Genomic DNA, 20,521 nt, shown 5'->3' on the forward strand with positions numbered 1-20,521 from the left:
TAGAACAATAATTTAAAGTATGGTATAATTAATGAGATTAAGTTATTACAGGAGAAATAAATGAGTAAGAAAAAAATAGTATTTATGGGTACACCTAAATTTGCTGTTCCAATATTGGAAATGTTAATAAAATATTTTGGTGTAGAGTTGGTTATTACTCAACCGGATAAGAGAGTTGGAAGAAAAAAAGTAGTAACAGCTCCGCCGGTAAAGGTCATTGCTGAAAAAAATAATATTCCGGTGTTACAACCGGAAAAAATATCTAACGATAAAGAAATATTAAATGTACTAAAAAAAATAAATCCGGATATAATAATTACGGCGGCTTATGGACAACTGGTGCCGGATAGTATATTGGAAATACCTAGGTACAAATGTATAAATGTTCATGGTTCTTTACTTCCAAAATTACGAGGAGGGGCACCGATTCAGTATGCGATATTAGAAGATCACCGAAAAACAGGAGTGACAATAATGTATATGGTAAAAAAATTAGATGCCGGAGATATGATTTCAAAAGTTGAAATTGATATTTTTGACAGTGATAACTATGAAACACTTCACGATAAATTGTCATATGCGGGCTGTGAACTATTAAAAGAAACTTTACCAAAAATATTTTCAGGAGATATTTCTCCACAAAAACAGGATAATTCTATGGCAACTTTTGCTAGAAATATTCTTCATGATGATGAAAAAATATCTTGGGAAGAAAATGCAAGAGTGATTTTTAATAAAGTTCGTGCATTAGATCCTAATGTTGGAGCATTTACATATTTAGATAAAAATATTTTAAAAATTTGGAGTGCAGAAGAGATAACTGTTAAGGAAAATTATAATAAAAAAGCTGGTACAATAGTAAAGCAAGATAAAAAATTTTTATATGTACTTTGTGGAAACAATACGATACTTAAAATTAAAGAATTACAAGTTGCAGGGAAAAAAAGAATGCCTGTTGTAAATTTTTTGTCTAATATGAAAGATTATGTCGGAATAATTCTTGGTGATAATAATGACTAAGATTGATGCAAGAAAAATCGCTTATAAAGTATTATATGATATTATATTAGAAGAAGGATATAGTAATATCACATTAAATAAATATTTTAAACAAAATTCTTTAGACGAACAAGATAGAAGATTTATTAGTGAGATAGTTTATGGGACTATAAAAAATAAAATTTATTTAGAGTATATAATTAAACATTACTCAAAGGGGAGAATAAAACCAAAGGTAAAAATAATTTTGTTAATGGGTATTTATCAATTGTTATTTATGGATAAAACTCCGAATTTTGCCATTATTAACGAAAGTGTAAAACTTGCAAAAGATGTTGCAGGAAATATTACCGGAAAGTTTGTTAATGGGATACTTAGAAATATAGAACGTAGTTTTAATAAAGATAATTTAAAATATAGAACTTCAGATGAACAATTTATTATTGAAAAAAGTTGTCCTAAAGAATTATTTGACATATTGGTAAAACAGTATGGAAAAGAAAAGGCAAAAAGCATAGTTCTATCTTTTAACACGAAAAGCGAAAACAGTATCCGTTATAATCCTCCAAAAATATCTAAAGACGAGTTATTAAAATTATTGGGTGATAACGCAAGAAAAAGTTATATTTGCGAAGATAATTTAATATTAACTAAGCAAAATTTGGATAATGAATATTTTAAAAAAGGTTATTATATTGTTCAAGATGAGGCTAGTTCTTTAGTAGCCTGTTCAATAACTGAAGACGAGAAGAAAAATTATAAAATTTTAGATACGTGTGCTGCTCCGGGCGGTAAAAGCATACATATCGCTGCTAAGTATTTTAATTCGACTTTAATTTCATGTGATAAATATATACATAAGTTAAAGTTAATTGATGAAAATATAAAAAAACTTGGCGTAAAGAATATTATAACATTAGAACAAGATGCAACTGTTAGTAATGAGAACTTTGAGGATAATTTTGATATAGTAATTTGTGATGTCCCTTGTTCCGGAATGGGTGTAATAAAGAACAAACCGGAAATAAAATATAAAATTACTGATAAATACATTGAAGATATTGCAAAATTTCAATATAAGATTTTAGAAATTAGTAAAAACTACGTAAAGAACGATGGGATACTTATGTACTCTACCTGTACAATAGATAAAAGAGAAAATATTGAAAATATAAAAAAATTTTTAATGAAAAATAAAAATTTTAAATTAGAAAAAATAGCTCTAAAAAATAGTATAATAAAGGCAACCATGTATGGTGTTTTAGAAATATTACCCGATGAGTATGATTGCGACGGGTTCTTTATTGCAAAATTAAGAAAAGTGGAGGAAAAATGTTAATTTCGGATTTTAAAGGTTACAAGAAGTCAAGATGGCTTAAAGATTTTGAGAAAATGTCAATTTATTCTTTGAGATTAGATCAATTAGAAGACTATTTTCTTAGTATTGGTGAAAAAAAATTTAGAGCTAAACAAGTATTTGATTGGCTATACAAAAAAAGAGTTACTGATTTTTCCTTAATGAAAAATTTACCTAAAAATTTACAAGAAAAATTAAATGAGGAATTTCAAATAACAACCTTAAAAACTATTATTAAGCAAGAATCAACAGATGGAACGATGAAATTTTTATTTGAACTACAAGATAAATTTACTATCGAAAGTGTTTTAATGAAAAATAAATATGGTAATTCACTATGTGTGACAACACAGGTGGGGTGTCGAATTGGTTGTACTTTTTGTGCTTCAACTCTCGGTGGATTAAAACGAAACTTGGAGGCCGGTGAAATTGTTTCTCAAGTATTAAAAGTTCAAAAAGAACTTGATAAACGTGGTGAACGCATTTCAAGTATTGTGATTATGGGTATTGGTGAACCATTTGAAAACTATTCTGAAATGATGGATTTTATTAAAATAATTAATAGTAATGAGAGCTTTAATATTGGGGCAAGGCATATTACAGTTTCTACGTCAGGTATTGTTCCTAAAATATATGACTTTGCGAATGAAAATATTCAAATTAATTTTGCCGTTTCACTTCATGCACCGACAAATGAATTAAGAAGTAAGATAATGCCGGTAAATAGAGCGTATAGTATTGATAAATTAATGGAAGCATTAAAGTATTATCAAAAAACAACAAATCGTCGAATAACTTTTGAGTATGGGCTTATGGGTAAAGTGAACGCCCAAAAAGAACATGCGGAAAAATTATCAAAAATAATTAGAGAATTAAACTGTCATGTCAATTTAATTCCAATAAATTATGTTCCGGAAAGAAATTATGTAAGAACAAGTAAAAATGATATTTTTGCTTTTGAAAAAGTATTGAAGAAAAATAAGGTCAATGTAACGATAAGAAGAACTCAAGGAGATGATATTGACGCTGCTTGTGGTCAATTACGTGCAAAAGAACGTAAAGATGAGGTAGAAGGAGGAATCCCAGATGCCACTAGTATATTCGTATAATAGTAATAAGGGTAGAAAAACAAAAAACGAAGACGCCGTAAGTGTTGTAAAGAATAGCAAAGGTTATGCTTTAGCTATTATTTGTGACGGTGTCGGCAGTCATAGTAATGCTGCATATTCCAGCAATTATATTGTCACAACTTTAGAAGAAGAGTGGCAAAGTATGTCTTTCGCTAATTTTAAAAATATGAAAAATTGGCTTTATGATAAAATTGAAAAATTAAATATAGAGTTATATACAAAATCTAAAAAAAGTAGTAAAAAAATGGGAACAACCATTGTTGTAGTAGCTACTTTCAAAGAAGAAGTTGTAGTTTATAATATCGGAGATAGTAGAGCATATGGTCTAACAATAGATAATGATATGAAATTATTGACTATAGATGATTCTTTTGTCGGTGCATTAATTAATGCAGGAGCAATTACAGAAGAAGAGGCAAAAAATCATCCGGAAAAACATATTTTAACACAAGCTTTAGCAACAAGAGAAAAGATAAATCTCCATACTTATACTGATACATTAGAAAAATTCGATTATTTTTTAATATGTTCTGATGGGTTATCTAATATGATAGAAACTGAAGAAATAAAAAATATAATTAGAAATGAAGAGTTATCTGACAGCATAGAGAAATTAATTAATTTAAGTGTAGAACGTGGTGGCATTGATAATATTTCAGTGGCAATCATAAAAAATCTAAGGGGTGGCAATAATGATTAATAAAATGATATGCAATCGCTACAAAGTATTGGATCATCTCGGAACCGGAGGAATGGCAACCGTTTGGCTAGGTTACGATACAATTTTAGATCGTCAAGTTGCAATTAAAACTTTTAAAATAGATGCAAATGACAAAGATGCGGTAAAACGATTTAATAGGGAAGCGAAAGCTGTTACCAGTTTATCGCATCCTAACATCGTTTCGATATATGATGTAGAAAATGAAGGCGATTTTTATTATTTAATGCTTGAATATGTAGAAGGTATGACTTTGAAGGATTATATGATGAAAAATCCGAAAATACCGATTGATACGATTATTTACATTGCTAAGCAAATTGCTGATGGATTAAGCCACGCTCACCAAAATGGTATTATTCATCGTGATATAAAACCGCAAAATATACTTATGAAACCGGATCTTACATGTAAAATTACAGATTTTGGGATAGCACGTGCTTATGGAGATACTACACTTACTCAAACCAATCAAATGTTAGGTACAGTTTACTATCTTTCGCCGGAGCAAGCACGAGGTAATGTAGCAACAGCACAAAGTGATATTTATTCTCTTGGTATTCTAATTTTCGAAATGATAACAGGACAAATCCCGTTTAAAGGTGAATCGGCAGTTGCGATAGCACTTAAACATCTTCAAGAGGAACTTCCGGATATTGATAAATATCGTGATAATGTGCCACAAAGTGTAAAAAATATTGTCCTTCAAGCTACAATGAAAAATCCTAACGAACGCTATATTAGTTCTAAAGAATTGGCACGGGATATTTCTACTTGTCTAAGTCCTGAAAGATTAAATGAAAATAAGTATGTCGGATTCAAAATTCCAACCGATGAAAGTCAACATTTTAATCAGACCCAGTATATTGACAGTAGGAACATAGAACCTTACTATGAAGAACAATATCAACCAGATGAATATTATGATAATTATGAAGATGTTAACAGAATTAATCATAATAATAAAAAAAATAACTATAATAATGTTGGGAAAAATAAAAAAGAAGTGTCTAAAGGGAAGCATATTATTCTGGCATTATTAGCAATAATACTTATAGCTGTAGGTTCATTTTTTGCATATAATTATATAGTAGGTGCAGACAGTGTTTCAGCACCCGATGTTAAAAATCAAACATTAGACGAAGCAAAAGCTAAAATAGTAAAAGCCGGCTTGGAAGTTGGAGATATAACAAAGGTAGCCAGTGATGAAGTCAAAGAAAATACGGTAATTGACAGTGATCCTAAAGCCGGTAAAAAGGTCAGAAAAGGGTCGAAAGTGGATTTACGGGTTTCTTCAGGAAAAACTACGGTTGATATGCCGAATTTTATCGGAATGGATGAAGAAACGGTTAAACGTAATGTATCAAAATTAGGTTTTAAAAATGTCACTGTAGAAAAAGTAGCAAGTGATAGATATGATAGTGGCAAAGTCGTTGCACAAAGTATTCCTGCCGGAACACAAATAGTTCCGAAAGAAAAAGAGCTTATTATTCAAGTATCAACAGGTAAGAAAAAAGTTAGTATGCCAAACCTTATTGGTGAAACTGAGGATGATGCTAAAAAAGTGATAAATTCTTATGGTTTTAGAAGTGTTTCTTATAAAGAAGAATACTCAGATAAAGAGAAAGGCACAGTTATTTCTCAAAGCATTCAAAGCGGTTCAAGTATCATTCCAAGTGAGGAATCATTAGTAATTACTGTTTCAAAAGGAAAAGAAAAAACTAATAAAACTAAGGAAGACGATAATAATATTTCAGATCAGAATAATAAAAATAAAAATTCAGGAAATTCAAATAATACTTCAGATCAAAATAATTCAGGTAATTAAAAAAGAAGTGACCTAGAAAAATATTAATATCCAATTTAAGTACAGTAGCTTATCGGTATTCAAATTTGCTTTTCAAATCTTTCTGAATATCTTATAAATCTCGCGGGGGTGACTTTTAAAAAAATGATTTCGAAGAAATCATGATTTTTAAAGGCACTCCCATTTTTAAAAATAAAATTTTATGGTGAAAAAATGAATACAACATTAGAAAAAAAATTAGAGTTGCTTCCTAATAATCCGGGGTGTTATTTATATAAAAATAATATCGGAGAGATTATTTACGTAGGAAAAGCCAAAAATTTGAAAAATAGAGTGAAAAGTTATTTTACAGGAAGCCATAATAGGAAAACTCAGATGTTGGTAACTAAGATAGACGATTTAGAATATATAATCGTTAACTCTGAAAAAGAGGCATTACTTCTGGAAAATAACTTAATAAAAAAATATAAACCATATTTCAATATTCGTTTAAAAGATGATAAAACTTATCCGTATCTCATGATAACAAAAGAAGAACATCCGCGTTTGGTGTTAACTAGAAAATATAAAAAAAATAATAAAAATATTTATTTTGGTCCATATGTTGATATAAAATCAGCAACACAAGTAAAAAAAATTCTCGATAAAATATATCCATTACGTAAATGTAATCCTATTGAAAAACGCCCTTGTATGTATTATCAAATAGGAGAATGTATAGGCCCATGTGCAAAATATGTTAGTCAAGAAGAATACAAAGAGCAAATATCTAAAATAAAATCATTTTTACAGGGAAACACTAAAGAAATATTAACAATACTAAACGAAAAAATTCAAAATTACATCACAAATCTTGAATTTGAGAATGCAGAAAAAATTCATAATTACATTAACTCAATTCAAGTATCAATTCAAAATCAAATTGTTGCAGATGTAAATAATGTGGATAAAGATTATGTGGGATACTGTTATAACGAAGAATATATATGTATTCAAATATTTTTATCACGTCTAGGGAATATAATTGAGCGAAAAGTAGAATATTTTACCTTATATGATACTCCGGAGGAAATATTATATTCATATTTACTTCAGTATTATACACTTAACAAATTACCGAAAGAGATTTATATAAATAATGTTAATATTGAATTACTTTCTAAAGTTATTGAAACTAAAATTATCACTCCTAAACGAGGTAATAATAAAAAACTTTTAATGATCGTAGAGGATAATGCTAACTATTTCTTAGAAAATAATTTAAAAATAGAAGAGCAAAAAGAAATAAAATTACAGGAAACACTTCAAAGTCTTTCAGAAAAAATCGGGGTAAAAAGTATTAATAGCATAGATGCTTTTGATAATTCAAATATTATGGGAGTTGATGCTGTATCGGTTAAAGTAAATTTCACAAATGGTAAAAAAAATACTTATAATTATAGAAAATTTAAAATTAAGGAAACCGTAGGAATAAACGATATAAAAACGATGAAAGAAGTTTTATATAAAAATTATAAAGATAAGGTTACAGATGCTGAACTCATCATTATTGACGGCGGGAAAAATCATGTTAGTGCCGCTATTGAAATTATTCATGACAAGCTTAATTTAGATATAAAAATAATAGGTTTAGCAAAAAACGATAAGCACGTAACGGAGTACATCGTAACTGATGATTTTGAAATTATAGAATTGGATAAACGTTCATCAGAATATTTATTTTTAAAGCAGATTCAAGATGAAGTACACAGATTTGCAATTACATATCATCGTGCAACAAAAACAAAAAATATGTTTACATCAAAACTCGACAGTATTTCCGGAATAGGAAAAGTTAGGAAAAAGGTATTGTTAGAAACCTTTTCTTCATTGGAAGAAATAAAAAATTGTCCTTATGAAAAACTTTATGATCTTGGGATCCCTAAAGAGGTTATAAAAAGATTAAAAGAAGAATTGTAAAAAATAAAATTAAAAAGTACGGATAACTTAATTTTTTAATTTAATACTATGGTATATTTTAAAAAATTATGATATAATACTATAAAAGATTAACGGTATTTAGGAGGCAGACTATGAAATTTTTATCTTTTAGATATGAAGATAGAGAATTGTACGGAGTAAAAGTAAAACGTGAAGAAAACGCGTGGAATTTAATTAAAATATTAGAAAAATTTGACAACGATGAGATAGTTCCGAAAACTTTAAGGGAAGCTGTTGAAATTTATGGAGTTTCATTTATAGAAAAAGTAAGAAAAGTGTTAAAACACGTTGAAGAACTGGAAACAGCTAAAGATTATAAAATTCCACTTGATAAAATTATCTGGCGTTCTCCTATAACAAGAACTCCAAAAAATATATTATGTGTAGGTCATAACTATGCAACTCACGTCAATGAACTTGGAGATGAATTAGCAAAAACTCCTAAAGATGTCCTTATATTTACAAAATCTACTACAGCTTTGGCAGGGAATAATGAAGTTGTTCCGTCACGTAAAGATATTACAGATAGTCTGGATTTTGGAGGAGAACTGGCGGTAGTTATTGCGAAAAATGGTAAAAATATTTTACGTCCGCTAGTGTTGGATTATATTTTCGGATATACAATTATGAATGATATTACAGCTACGGATCTTCAGTATAAACATGGTCAGTTTTTCTTAGGAAAATCATTGGAAAAATCTGCAGTTGTCGGACCGTATCTTGTAACTAAAGACGAAGTAAGTTCTCCGGAATCTATGAATATTGTTACTAAAGTAAATGGTGAAATTAAACAAAATGCTATGACTTCAGAAATGTTATTTAGAGTTGATGATGTTCTTGCAGAAATTAGTAAAATTATTGAATTGGAAGCAGGGGATATTATAGCAACCGGAACTCCGGCAGGAGTAGGTCAAGCACAAAAACCGCCACGCTTTTTAAAAGAAGGCGATGAAGTGAAGATAACCGTAGAAGGTATAGGAACATTGACAACCATTATAGGTGAATAAGAAAGGAAATGAGTTATGGCAAAGGCTAAATCTAAAATAAAAGATAAAGTTACCAGAATTGATAGAGAAGATACAAAAGGAAGACAAGAAGCGATAGCTAATGCAATAAAAGCTATTGAAAAAGAATTTGGGAAAGGTGCAATAATGGATCTTTCTAAAGATAATCCCATAAAAGTTGAATCGATTTCTTCAGGTTCGTTGGCAATTGATTCGGCTCTTGGTATAGGCGGATATCCGAAAGGGCGTATTGTTGAAGTATTTGGACCGGAATCATCCGGAAAAACTACAATCGCATTACACGCTATTGCAGAAGTGCAAAAACAAGACGGTATAGCTGCGTTTATTGATGCGGAAAATGCGTTGGATATAGAGTATGCTAAAGCGTTAGGTGTTGATTTTTCGCCCGGGAAATTCTTTTTATCACAACCCGATAGTGGAGAACAGGCATTAGATATTGCAGAAAAATTAATTTTATCCGGTGCTATTGATATTATTGTTATTGATTCAGTCGCCGCTTTGGTTCCACAAGCGGAGATTGATGGAGTAATGGGTGCATCACACGTTGGTCTTCAAGCACGTTTGATGTCACAAGCACTTAGAAAATTAACAGGAAATATTAATAAAACTAATACAATTGCGTTATTTATTAATCAACTTCGTGAAAAAGTTGGAGTAACCTACGGAAATCCTGAGGTAACAACAGGAGGACGAGCGTTAAAATTTTATTCATCTATTCGTTTGGAAGTTCGTAAAATTTCTGCAATTAAAAATTCCGGAGAGAATGTAATAGGTAACAGAACAAAAATTAAAATAGTTAAAAATAAAGTAGCTCCACCGTTCAAACAAGTAGAAGTTGATATTATGTTTGGAGAGGGTATTTCTAAACTTGGAGAGTTAATTGATTTTGGTGTTGAGCTTGATATTGTAAATAAATCGGGTTCATGGTTCTCTTATAATGGAGAAAAACTAGGTCAAGGAAAGGAAAATGCAAAGAAAGTTTTAGAGGAAAACCAAGAATTATACCAAGAAATTCGTGATGCGGTAAGAGCGGAACTTATGAATACAGAATCAGAAAAAACAAAAGAACTTATAAATTCGGGTAATGATGAAGAAAATGAATTGTTAGAGGAAATAGATGAATAAAAAAGTATTTAAAATAGTATTATGGGTAATGATATTTGCAATGCTAATTGGTGGTTTTGCTTCAGCTATTGCAATATTTCTAAGATAAAAAATACCACAATATAAAATAATATTAATAGCTATAATTTGTTAATAATTATTAGTAAATTATACGGGGGTGAGTGGACGTTAGTGTAATACTTTCAACCTCACCTCTTTCTTTTTATGATATAAGTTAAATAGGAGAATAAAATCGTGAATTTAATTCAAAATATGAATAATAATCAACTAAAAGCTATTTTAAAAACAGATGGTGCGGTTATGGTTATAGCAGGAGCCGGAAGTGGCAAAACTAGGGTACTTACCAATCGAATAGCATATTTAATTTCAGAAAAAAATGTATTAGAAAGTAACATTCTTGCTATTACGTTTACAAATAAAGCGGCAAAAGAAATGAAAGAAAGAATTTATTCACTAGTAGGAGAAACGGCTAAATTTATTTGGATAAATACTTTTCACTCAATGTGTGTGCGTATTTTAAGGAAACATATTGATTTGTTAGGTTATAGTAAGACGTTTACAATCTTAGATACCGGTGAACAAAAAACGGTAATAAAAAATATAATTAAAGAATTAAATTTACCGGAAGATTCTTATCAACCAAATAGCATATTAAAAATTATTTCCAACGCGAAAAATAAAATGGTTACCTCTAAAGAAATGAGAGAAACATCAAAATTCGGATTTATGAAAAATGTAGCAGAAATATACTGCCAATATGAAAGATACTTGAAAAAAAATAGTGTTTTAGATTTTGATGATTTAATGTTGAAAACTATAGAATTATTTGAAAAAAATAGTGATATACTCGGTATTTACCAAAATAAATTTGAATACATCCATGTTGACGAATATCAAGACACTAATATAATACAATATAAATTAATAAAGATGTTAACAGCTGTTCATAAAAATATTTGTGTTGTAGGAGATGACGATCAAAGTATTTACAGTTGGCGTGGTGCATGTAGTGATAATATCATAAATTTTGAAAAAGATTTTGATAATGTAGAAATTATTTTTTTAGATCAAAATTATCGTTCAAATTCGACAATATTAGATGCAGCAAATTCAGTTATTAAAAACAATACTGATAGAAAAGAAAAGGCATTATGGTCTGAGAATAAAGGTGGTGAAAAAATAACAGTTTATGCTGCGTTAAATGATAGAGATGAAACCGATGATATTGCTAAGAAGATCATGGAGTTAAAACTTCAAGGAAATTCATATAAAGATATAGCAATACTATATCGAGCTAACTATCTGTCTCGTTCTTTAGAAAACTCTTGTGTATTATTCGGTATACCATACAAGTTAATTGGTTCATTAAAATTCTTACAACGACAAGAAATTAGAGATATACTATCTTACATGAATGTTTTGGTAAACCCAAATGATGAATTTAGTCTAAGAAGAATCATTAATACCCCTAAACGTGGTATAGGTGCCAGCTCTATGGACAAAATAGAAAATTATGCTAGAGAAAACAATATTTCATTATTTCAAGCACTTAAAGAAATTGAAAATATAAAACTCTCTAAGAAAATATCTACAAATGTTAAGTTGTTCGTAAAATTGTTTGATAAATATTCGCAAATAGAAGATTATTCTATTGAAGAATTAATTATAGGAATTTATAAAGATTCAGGATATGAAAGTATGCTAAAAGAATCTGCTGATGTCTATGCTGAAAGTAGAATAGAAAATATTTCAGAATTAGTATCATCAGCAAAACAGTTTTCAAGTATGAATGATAATCTAATTGATTTTATTTCTGAAATGTCGCTTACTTCCGATTCTGATGATGAAAATGAAGATGATGCTGTAACATTATCTACAGTTCATGCAGCTAAAGGACTTGAGTATAAAGTGGTATTTATTATGGGGCTTGAGGAAAATCTTTTTCCTTCTATTCGTGATGCCGATAGTTCAGAAGATGAAAAAAATAAAATGGAAGAAGAAAGACGATTAGCCTATGTAGCTATAACTCGTGCAAAAGAAAAATTATTTATGTCATACGCCAATAGACGTATGCAATTTGGTAATATAAAAATGAATAAACGCTCCAGATTTTTAGATGAAGTACCTAATAATTTAATGCACTTTGAATCATCGTTTGAAGAATCGGAAAGCACTAATGATAAAATACAAAGTGTAAATAAATTCATAAGTAAACTTAGTCCAAAAATAAAAATTGATGACAAGCCAAAAGTTAATGCTAAAAGCACAAATTATTCCGTTGGCGATAAAGTTAATCATAAAAAATTTGGAGATGGTGTAGTGGTAGAAATAAAACCTGATAGTGTTAAGGTGGATTTCGAAGAAGTTGGAGTTAAGATACTTCTTATAGAATATGTGAAGTTGACAAGAAGGGGATAAATAATGCAACATATTAAAGATGAGATATTAAAACTGGTAGATCTTTTGAATAAATATTCCTATCAATATTATGTTGACGATAATCCAACAGTTAGCGATACAGAATATGACACTTTATATAAACAATTAGAAAAATTGGAAAAAAAATATCCGGAATATATATTGGAAAATTCACCTACAAGACGTGTAGGAGATGTTGTATTGGAAGAATTTCAAAAAGTTACCCATACTATACCTATGCTTAGTTTATCAAATACATTTTCTATTGATGAAATTAATGATTTTGATGGTAGAATTAGAAAACTATTACCGGAAAATAAGATAGAGTATATTTGTGAATTAAAAATAGATGGGTTAGCAATATCTATAAATTATGAAAACGGAAAATTAATAGAAGCTGCAACACGTGGAGATGGAATGATTGGAGAAAATGTAACAGAAAATATAAAAACTATTTTTTCTATTCCTAAAATCTTAAAAGATAATAAAACTTTTGAAGTACGCGGTGAAGTCTATCTCCCGAAAAAATCTTTTGAATTATTAAATAATAATCGTGAAAAAAATGGAGAACAACTTTTTGCAAATCCACGAAATGCAGCAGCCGGCTCTTTAAGACAATTAGATTCAAAAATTACCGCAAAAAGAAAATTATCAGCATTTATTTATTCTGTAGTCGGTGAAAATGATATTGATTCACAAGAAGAAGCGTTAATACTGGCAAAAGAATATTCATTTCCAATAAATACCAATTATAAATTATGTAAAAACATCACCGAAGTAGGAGAGTATATAAAATATTGGGAAGAAAATAAGAATAATTTACCTTATGATATAGATGGAATAGTAATAAAGGTTAACTCATTTTCTTCACAAGAAATAGTAGGCTATACCCAGAAAAGTCCACGTTGGGCGACAGCTTATAAATTTCCTGAAGAAGAACTTGCCACAAAATTGCTTGATGTTGAACTTAGCGTAGGAAGAACAGGAATAATTACACCGGTAGCTGTTTTAGAACCTATTAATATATCAGGTTCTGTTGTTTCAAAAGCTTCTTTACACAATAAGGATATTATTAACGAATTGGATATTCATATTGGTGATATGGTTATAGTGAAAAAAGCAGGAGAAATAATTCCTAAAGTAGTAAGGGTTGTTAGAGAATTACGTAAAGAAAATTCACTAAAATATGAAATGCCGAATATATGTCCCTCATGCAAAGAAAAAACGATAACAAGAGAAGATGATCCGTTTACACGCTGTGTTAATCCAAATTGTCCTGAACAGAATATTAGAAAAATAATTCATTTTGCCAGTCGTGATGCTTTAAATATAGAAGGTCTTGGCGATAAGGTGGTTGCTACACTATATGAAAAAAAACTTATTCAACATGTTATTGATTTGTATAGTTTAAAAAAAGAAAAAATAATAGACTTGGAACGAATGGGTGAAAAATCTGTTGATAATCTTCTAAATGCAATTGAAGATTCTAAAAATATTAGTTTGGACAGACTTATTTATGCTCTTGGCATCTTGAATGTTGGTAAAAAAGCTGGTAAAATATTAGCTGAAAACTACGGGACATTATTATCTTTTTCTAAAGCTACTATGGAGGAACTGATAGGGCTTCAAGATGTTGGAAAAATCACGGCAGAGTCAATTATTGATTATTTTTCAGATAAAAATAATTTAAAATTTATTAGTGATTTAATTGCATTAGGAATTAACCCCACTTATACTAAAGAGAAAATAAGTGAAGATAATTTATTTAACGAAAAAACTGTTGTCCTTACCGGGAAACTAATCAGCTTAACACGCAATGAAGCTAAGGAAAGTCTTGAACGTTTGGGGGCAAAAGTAACGGGAAGTGTTACTAAAAATACTGATTTAGTAGTGACAGGTGAAAAAGCCGGTTCAAAATTAAAAAAAGCAAAGGAATTAAATATTTCTGTAATCAGTGAAGAAGAATTTATAAATTTAATTAAAGAGGTGTAACTATGGATAATAAATTACCTTATAAAATTTTTGGTCTAGTAATTTTATTTGTATCTATAATAACATTTTTTATAATGAATTATAACTCAGTTCCTGTTTCATTTATATTTTTTACTGTAAAATTACCGTTAACATTACTATTTTTTATATGCTTTTTTATCGGAATAGGAATAGCTAGTTTTTATTGGTATTCAAAATATAAAACATTAGAAAAAAAATGGGAAAGAACAGAAAAATTATTATTTACAAAAGAAAAATTGGAAGAAAACTCTAATGATAAAAATAATAATTAAAGAGGTACAGCTAATATGGGATTAAAGTATAATTGGATTTATCCACAATACAATGAAAAATTTTTAAAGGAAGTTGTATCCTATAATATTTCAAATAATATCGGTAAAATATTAAATGCAAGAGGTGTTTCGGCAATCGAAAATGTAAAAAAATATTTTTCTGATGAATATGAAGAGGGATATGATCCATTTTTAATTTATGATATGAAAAAAGCTGTTGATAGAATAAATCAGGCAATAAGTAATGAAGAAAAAATATTGGTATATGGTGACTATGATGCTGACGGTATTACATCAACAGTACTTTTAGTAGAAACATTAATTTCTATGGGGGCTGATGTTTCTTCATATATTCCCAATCGCTTTGATGAAGGGTATGGGCCTAACAAAGGAGCGTTTAAAAAAATAATAGAATCAGGTATTACTCTTATTATAACAGTAGACAATGGAATAGCCGGCATAGAAGAAGTAGATTTTGCCAATAAGTTAGGTTGTGATGTCATTATTACTGATCATCATAAAATTCAAGATACATTACCGAATGCTTATGCAATAATTCATCCGGAACACCCTAAAGGAACATATCCTTTTAAAAAATTGGCAGGAGTGGGAGTTGCATTTAAATTGGCACATGCACTCTTGGAGATTTATCCGGATTTTTTATTAGATTTAGTTGCCATAGGAACCGTTGCAGATATGGTTTCTTTAGTTGATGAAAATAGAATTTTTGTAAAACAAGGTTTGGAATTATTAAATGAAGATTTACGAATCGGAATAAAAATGTTACTTGAATTATCCGGCATTACAACAAAAATTGATGAACAGACGATTGGTTTTTACATTGCACCAAAGTTAAATTCTATCGGAAGGATGGATAGTGCAAAACCGGGACTATCATTTTTAATGACGGAAGATATTGAACAAGCTAGGCAATTAGCACAAAGAATAGAAGAATACAATATAAATCGAAAAACAGTAACTGAAACAATTGTCAAAGATGTTATTAATCAAATAGAAACAACAGGTAAAAAAGATAAAAATATACTTATGGTAGCAAGTGAAAAATATCATGAGGGAGTTCTTGGTATAGTCGCTTCAAAAATTACTGAATTATACAATAAACCTGCTCTTATTATGAAAGATAATGAGGGAATTTTAAAAGGATCGGCACGAAGTGTTTATGATTTTAATATTTATGATGCTATAAATAGAATAGGAAACTTATTTAATGCTTATGGCGGTCATACACTCGCAGCCGGATTTTCATTCGAAAAGAATAATTTTGAACTAATAGAACAAGGATTAGATAAAAAATATAAAGAATATATTAGTACTCATGAATTAAAATTAGATAAAAAAATTGATATTGTCACCAAATTAGAAGAAGTAAGTTATCAATTTTTAAGTTCATTAGATACACTTAAACCGTATGGAATGGATTTCGAAAAGCCGACTATATTACTGGAAAATGTTAATGTTATAGACAAGGTATATTTTGGTAAAGATAAACAGTATTTACGTTTAATTGTATCAGATGAAACAAGTGCCTTAGAATGTGTTAGTTTTAAAGATAATTCCTTATTTAGGTCTGTTGAAAAAAATGATATAATTGACTTACTATGTACACTAGATAAAAATAATTTTAACGGTCGTACAAAGTTACAAGCACAAATTATTGATTTAGAAATAAAAGAATTTTTATTTGAAGACTTGAGAAATACAATGTTCAACATTGATAATATTAAGACTGACAGCTTAAAAATATCTAAAAAATTGGATAATCCACAGAACAATTACTTTAAATATAAAGATATTTCCAATATAAATGGAGTGTTTGATAATATATATTTACTAGATGTTCCACAATCAAGAGATCAAATTTTAGAGTTATTGAAATTACAACCTAAAAAAATATATGTTGTATGCAGAGAAAAACAAGTAATATCAGATTATTATAAAATAGATAAAGCTAGATTAATTAAGTTATTTAATTTATTAATTCATACTAAAGAAAAAAAAATTAATATAACAAAAACTTTGCAGAAATTATTGAGTTTATTGGCAACAAATGTTGATAGTTTAAAAATAATGATACAAATTTTCGAAGAACTTGAATTAATACAAGTTATAAATAACACTATTATCTTAAATTCAAATTATACAACAGTTAATTTAAGACAATCACCAAGTTTTGTTTCAATGGAAAATATTTTCAAAATGGAGAAATTATTTTTAAAAGAAAATATAATGATAATAAACAAAGAATTTGAAGATATGATATAATAAATATAAGGGTTGAGAAATAAATTGAGATTTATTGAGGAGAACAGATTGTGACAAAAGAAGAGCGTGCAAAAAAGTGGTTTCGCAATATACCTAGTGCAGAATTTCTTGATATGAAAACAAAAATGGATATATGTAGTAAAGTTGCAAAGAAAGTGATTATTATATTTTTGATATTATTTTCTATGGAGTGCATTTTATTATTTTTGATAAGTGACGGTGAAATTTTTAATATCACGGCAAATTTTCTTAATAATATTTCGGAGAGTAGTTCTACAAAAAATCATTATAGAAGAGTAGCTTTTATAGGAGGACTTATATACTTACCCGTTGTAGTATTACCTTTAATTGTTGCTCTAATATACAAGAATAAATGTCTTAAATCTGAAACGGCTAAAGCTACAGATATAATTAAAAATGATATACATGAGTAATATTTGACAAACCTTGAGTAAGAAAAAATTGTATATAAAAGGTAATAGTCCCCAAAACTTGTCCAAGTTTTGGAGGCTATTTTAATGAAATTAATAAATGAAAATAAAGTACAAAACATAGTAAAATAATACAAAATAATCAATGATTTTTACTTTTAGGACAACCTTTATATTTTTACGAAAATTAAAGATGGTTGAGTTAGGTATTTTTATTCGGTTTTACAACTTGGTAAATTTGAAAAAAATGCGATTTTATCGTATAATATAATGATATAGAAATATACTTTTAAATTGGATGGAGGGCAGTTGTGGAGATAGAAAAAATTATTCAAATTACACAACTATATGATTTTTATTCTGAATTACTTAGTGAAAAACAAAAACAGTATCTTAATGATTATTTTTTTTATGATTTATCACTAACAGAAATTTCAGAAAATTATTCAATATCAAAACAAGCTGTTTCGAATAATATTAAAAGAACGGTAGCTGAATTAGAACAGTTTGAAGAAAAATTAAATTTAATTAAATTGAATAATGAACGATTATTTTTATTAAATGAAATAAAAAAAATAACTGATAACAGGGATATTTTAGATTACATTTATCAGTTGGAAAAACTTGAAAATTAGGAGCGAAAATATGGCATTTGAAAATTTGTCGGAAAGACTACAAAATACGATAGCTAAATTGACCGGTAAAGGAAAAGTTTCTGAGACGGATGTTAAAGAAATGATGCGAGAAGTTCGTCTTGCATTATTGGAAGCTGACGTTAATTTTAAAGTTGTAAAGAGTTTTGTAAAAAAAATTAGTGAGCGAGCTGTAGGAACGGAAGTTATGAAATCACTAACACCGGCTCAGCAAATTGTAAAAATTGTTAATGAAGAATTGGTTGAATTGTTAGGCGGTTCCAATGTTGAATTAAATCAAGGTGGAAAAATTACGACCGTTATGATGGTTGGGCTACAAGGTGCAGGAAAAACGACAACTGCCGGAAAATTGGCGTTAAAAGTAAAAAAAACGATGAAGAAAAAACCATTGCTTATCGCAGCCGATGTTTATCGTCCGGCAGCTGTTCAACAATTACGAACACTGGGAAAACAATTGGATATTGAAGTGTTTTATGTTGATAAAGACCCTGTCGATATTGTAAAAGAAGGGTTAGAATATGCCAAAGAGCATTATTTTAACTATGTAATTGTTGATACAGCCGGTCGTTTACATATTGATGAGTTATTAATGGATGAATTAAAAAATATTAAACAAGCTGTCACACCGGATGAAATTTTACTTGTTGTTGATTCAATGATAGGGCAAGAAGCTGTCAATATAGCTACGTCATTTGATGAACAACTTGATATTACAGGTTTAGTATTAACAAAACTGGACGGTGATACTCGTGGCGGTGCTGCTTTGTCTATTAAATCTATTACCGGAAAACCGATAAAATTGGTTGGTATGGGTGAGAAGATGAACGACCTTGAATTATTTCATCCGGAACGTATGGCATCACGAATATTAGGGATGGGTGATGTATTAACATTGATAGAAAAGGCACAAGCGTCTATTGATGAAGATGAAGCTAAAAAAATGCAAGAAAAAATAATGAATCAAAGTTTCACATTTGAAGATTTTCTAACACAGCTTGAACAAGTAAAAAAACTTGGTAGTATTAAAGACATATTAGGTATGCTACCGGGTATGGGTAAAATAAAAAATATAAATCTTGATTCTGTTGACGAAAAACAATTTGTTTATATTGAAGCGATTATTAAATCAATGACTCCGGAAGAACGTCAAAATCCTGATATTATTAGTGTTCCACGCAGAAAACGCATAGCACAAGGTAGCGGACGACCGATAAGTGAAGTACATAAGTTAATTAAACAATTTGAAGAAATGCGTAAAATGATGAAACAATTTGGCGGTATTATGAATGATAAATCAAAAAGAAAGGGACTTGGAAAAATGTTTGGCGGCAAACTTCCATTTTAGAAAAGTATGAATCATATAGTTTTATTTCAACCGGAGATTCCAGCTAATACCGGAAATATTGCACGTACATGCGTTGGAACAAACACACGGTTACATCTTATAAGACCACTCGGTTTTTCTATTGATGATAAGCATGTAAAACGTGCAGGTCTTGACTATTGGAGTGATTTAGATTTGGTCGTTTGGGACAGTTTTGAAGAATTTTTAGCTGCTACTGATGATAAATGTTATTATCTTATAACAAAATTCGGAGAGAAAATATATTCTGATTTTGATTTTTCCAATAGGAATAATGAAGATATTTACTTTATTTTTGGTCGTGAAACGAAAGGGTTACCCAGGGATTTCAGAGAGTTATATCATGAGCAAACTTTAAGAATTCCTATGAGTGATAATGTCAGATCTCTCAATCTTTCAAATACAGCAGCATTAATTATATATGAAGCATTAAGACAACAAAATTTTAATGAATTACACTAAGGAGATACTATGGGCTTTGTAGATATTATTGATAATAATAATTTGATTGAAGATAATATAAAAGAAATGCTATTGTCACTTTTGGACACAGCTGCTGAATATGAAAATATAAATACCGATATTGCTGATATGTCACTTACGTTTGTTAATAAAGATGAAATTCAATATATAAATCGTGAATATCGCGGAAAAGATGTTCCAACTGATGTTATTTCATTCGCTTTAAATGATGAAGTCGAAGACGAAATTGATATTATCGGTTTAGAAAATGAAATCAACTCCCTTGGTGATGTTATCATTTGTGTTGATATTGCTAAAGAACAAGCATTGGAATATAATCATAGTTTTGATAGAGAAATAGGATTCCTAGCAGTTCACGGTTTTTTACATCTTTTAGGATATGATCATATGAACAAAGATGATGAAAAAGAAATGTTTGAGAAACAGGAAATTATTTTAGAAAAATTTGGATTAAGGAGATAGGT

The 20,521-nt window shown here is 29.1% G+C and carries 17 protein-coding genes; all 17 read left to right on the forward strand.

What is annotated here, in order from left to right; genetic code table 11:
• Positions 1-60 precede the first annotated feature (60 nt).
• The 17 genes from fmt (at position 61) to ybeY (ending at position 20,519) form a co-directional block, all read left to right on the forward strand.
• Positions 61-1,020, forward strand: coding sequence for a methionyl-tRNA formyltransferase (fmt, locus tag HMPREF1983_RS03155; protein ID WP_021752846.1), 960 nt, complete (start codon positions 61-63; stop codon positions 1,018-1,020).
• Positions 1,013-2,338, forward strand: a complete 1,326-nt coding sequence (gene rsmB, locus HMPREF1983_RS03160) for a 16S rRNA (cytosine(967)-C(5))-methyltransferase RsmB (RefSeq protein ID WP_021752847.1) — start codon at positions 1,013-1,015, stop codon at positions 2,336-2,338. Before fmt ends, rsmB begins: the two co-directional genes overlap by 8 nt.
• A complete protein-coding gene (gene rlmN / locus HMPREF1983_RS03165) occupies positions 2,332-3,465 on the forward strand; it encodes a dual-specificity RNA methyltransferase RlmN (RefSeq protein WP_021752848.1) in 1,134 nt (377 codons plus the stop codon). Before rsmB ends, rlmN begins: the two co-directional genes overlap by 7 nt.
• Positions 3,443-4,186, forward strand: a complete 744-nt coding sequence (locus HMPREF1983_RS03170; protein ID WP_021752849.1) for a protein phosphatase 2C domain-containing protein — start codon at positions 3,443-3,445, stop codon at positions 4,184-4,186. The genes rlmN and HMPREF1983_RS03170 overlap by 23 nt, the downstream gene beginning before the upstream one ends.
• A complete protein-coding gene (gene pknB, locus HMPREF1983_RS03175) occupies positions 4,179-6,032 on the forward strand; it encodes a Stk1 family PASTA domain-containing Ser/Thr kinase (RefSeq protein ID WP_021752850.1) in 1,854 nt (617 codons plus the stop codon). The genes HMPREF1983_RS03170 and pknB overlap by 8 nt, the downstream gene beginning before the upstream one ends.
• 192 nt (positions 6,033-6,224) lie before the next feature.
• Positions 6,225-7,970, forward strand: coding sequence for an excinuclease ABC subunit UvrC (uvrC, locus tag HMPREF1983_RS03180; protein WP_021752851.1), 1,746 nt, complete (start codon positions 6,225-6,227; stop codon positions 7,968-7,970).
• Between the two features lie 113 nt (positions 7,971-8,083).
• Positions 8,084-8,998: a fumarylacetoacetate hydrolase family protein gene (locus HMPREF1983_RS03185; protein WP_021752852.1), complete on the forward strand. Its 915-nt coding sequence runs from the start codon at positions 8,084-8,086 to the stop codon at positions 8,996-8,998.
• A gap of 15 nt (positions 8,999-9,013) precedes the next feature.
• Positions 9,014-10,141 carry a recombinase RecA gene (gene recA, locus HMPREF1983_RS03190; RefSeq protein WP_021752853.1) on the forward strand — a complete coding sequence of 376 codons (1,128 nt, stop codon included), beginning with the start codon at positions 9,014-9,016 and terminating at the stop codon, positions 10,139-10,141.
• Positions 10,142-10,375: 234 nt separating this feature from the next.
• Positions 10,376-12,559, forward strand: a complete 2,184-nt coding sequence (locus HMPREF1983_RS03195) for an ATP-dependent helicase (RefSeq protein WP_052526604.1) — start codon at positions 10,376-10,378, stop codon at positions 12,557-12,559.
• 3 nt (positions 12,560-12,562) lie between these two features.
• Positions 12,563-14,551: an NAD-dependent DNA ligase LigA gene (gene ligA / locus HMPREF1983_RS03200; RefSeq protein WP_021752855.1), complete on the forward strand. Its 1,989-nt coding sequence runs from the start codon at positions 12,563-12,565 to the stop codon at positions 14,549-14,551.
• A 2-nt stretch (positions 14,552-14,553) separates the two neighbouring features.
• Positions 14,554-14,844 (forward strand): LapA family protein, encoded by a 291-nt coding sequence (locus HMPREF1983_RS03205; protein WP_021752856.1) that lies wholly within the window; start codon positions 14,554-14,556, stop codon positions 14,842-14,844.
• 15 nt (positions 14,845-14,859) lie between these two features.
• On the forward strand, positions 14,860-17,127 hold the full coding sequence (gene recJ, locus HMPREF1983_RS03210; protein WP_021752857.1) for a single-stranded-DNA-specific exonuclease RecJ: 2,268 nt from the start codon (positions 14,860-14,862) through the stop codon (positions 17,125-17,127).
• Positions 17,128-17,177: 50 nt separating this feature from the next.
• The gene (locus tag HMPREF1983_RS03215; protein ID WP_021752858.1) at positions 17,178-17,561 is read left to right on the forward strand and encodes a hypothetical protein; all 384 of its coding nucleotides are present in this window, start codon (positions 17,178-17,180) and stop codon (positions 17,559-17,561) included.
• Between the two features lie 308 nt (positions 17,562-17,869).
• Complete coding sequence (gene ylxM / locus HMPREF1983_RS03220) at positions 17,870-18,193, forward strand: YlxM family DNA-binding protein (protein WP_021752859.1); 324 nt, start codon at positions 17,870-17,872, stop codon at positions 18,191-18,193.
• Between the two features lie 10 nt (positions 18,194-18,203).
• A complete protein-coding gene (gene ffh, locus HMPREF1983_RS03225) occupies positions 18,204-19,556 on the forward strand; it encodes a signal recognition particle protein (RefSeq protein WP_040460893.1) in 1,353 nt (450 codons plus the stop codon).
• Between the two features lie 6 nt (positions 19,557-19,562).
• Positions 19,563-20,036: a tRNA (uridine(34)/cytosine(34)/5-carboxymethylaminomethyluridine(34)-2'-O)-methyltransferase TrmL gene (gene trmL / locus HMPREF1983_RS03230; RefSeq protein ID WP_021752861.1), complete on the forward strand. Its 474-nt coding sequence runs from the start codon at positions 19,563-19,565 to the stop codon at positions 20,034-20,036.
• 9 nt (positions 20,037-20,045) lie between these two features.
• The gene (gene ybeY / locus HMPREF1983_RS03235; RefSeq protein WP_021752862.1) at positions 20,046-20,519 is read left to right on the forward strand and encodes an rRNA maturation RNase YbeY; all 474 of its coding nucleotides are present in this window, start codon (positions 20,046-20,048) and stop codon (positions 20,517-20,519) included.
• Positions 20,520-20,521: the final 2 nt, after the last annotated feature.

Origin of the sequence: Gemella bergeri ATCC 700627 (assembly GCF_000469465.1) — a bacterium.
In the GTDB taxonomy this organism is placed as follows: Bacteria; Bacillota; Bacilli; order Staphylococcales; family Gemellaceae; genus Gemella; species Gemella bergeri.

What these genes read in the sequence shown, in the direction of transcription:
- HMPREF1983_RS03170 (WP_021752849.1), top strand. Translation starts at nt 3,443, where the DNA reads ATGCCACTAGTATATTCGTATAATAGTAATAAGGGTAGAAAAACAAAA.
- uvrC (WP_021752851.1), top strand. Translation starts at nt 6,225, where the DNA reads ATGAATACAACATTAGAAAAAAAATTAGAGTTGCTTCCTAATAATCCG.
- recA (WP_021752853.1), top strand. Translation starts at nt 9,014, where the DNA reads ATGGCAAAGGCTAAATCTAAAATAAAAGATAAAGTTACCAGAATTGAT.
- rlmN (WP_021752848.1), top strand. Translation starts at nt 2,332, where the DNA reads ATGTTAATTTCGGATTTTAAAGGTTACAAGAAGTCAAGATGGCTTAAA.
- ligA (WP_021752855.1), top strand. Translation starts at nt 12,563, where the DNA reads ATGCAACATATTAAAGATGAGATATTAAAACTGGTAGATCTTTTGAAT.
- fmt (WP_021752846.1), top strand. Translation starts at nt 61, where the DNA reads ATGAGTAAGAAAAAAATAGTATTTATGGGTACACCTAAATTTGCTGTT.
- HMPREF1983_RS03205 (WP_021752856.1), top strand. Translation starts at nt 14,554, where the DNA reads ATGGATAATAAATTACCTTATAAAATTTTTGGTCTAGTAATTTTATTT.
- HMPREF1983_RS03185 (WP_021752852.1), top strand. Translation starts at nt 8,084, where the DNA reads ATGAAATTTTTATCTTTTAGATATGAAGATAGAGAATTGTACGGAGTA.
- pknB (WP_021752850.1), top strand. Translation starts at nt 4,179, where the DNA reads ATGATTAATAAAATGATATGCAATCGCTACAAAGTATTGGATCATCTC.
- trmL (WP_021752861.1), top strand. Translation starts at nt 19,563, where the DNA reads ATGAATCATATAGTTTTATTTCAACCGGAGATTCCAGCTAATACCGGA.
- rsmB (WP_021752847.1), top strand. Translation starts at nt 1,013, where the DNA reads ATGACTAAGATTGATGCAAGAAAAATCGCTTATAAAGTATTATATGAT.
- recJ (WP_021752857.1), top strand. Translation starts at nt 14,860, where the DNA reads ATGGGATTAAAGTATAATTGGATTTATCCACAATACAATGAAAAATTT.
- ffh (WP_040460893.1), top strand. Translation starts at nt 18,204, where the DNA reads ATGGCATTTGAAAATTTGTCGGAAAGACTACAAAATACGATAGCTAAA.
- ybeY (WP_021752862.1), top strand. Translation starts at nt 20,046, where the DNA reads ATGGGCTTTGTAGATATTATTGATAATAATAATTTGATTGAAGATAAT.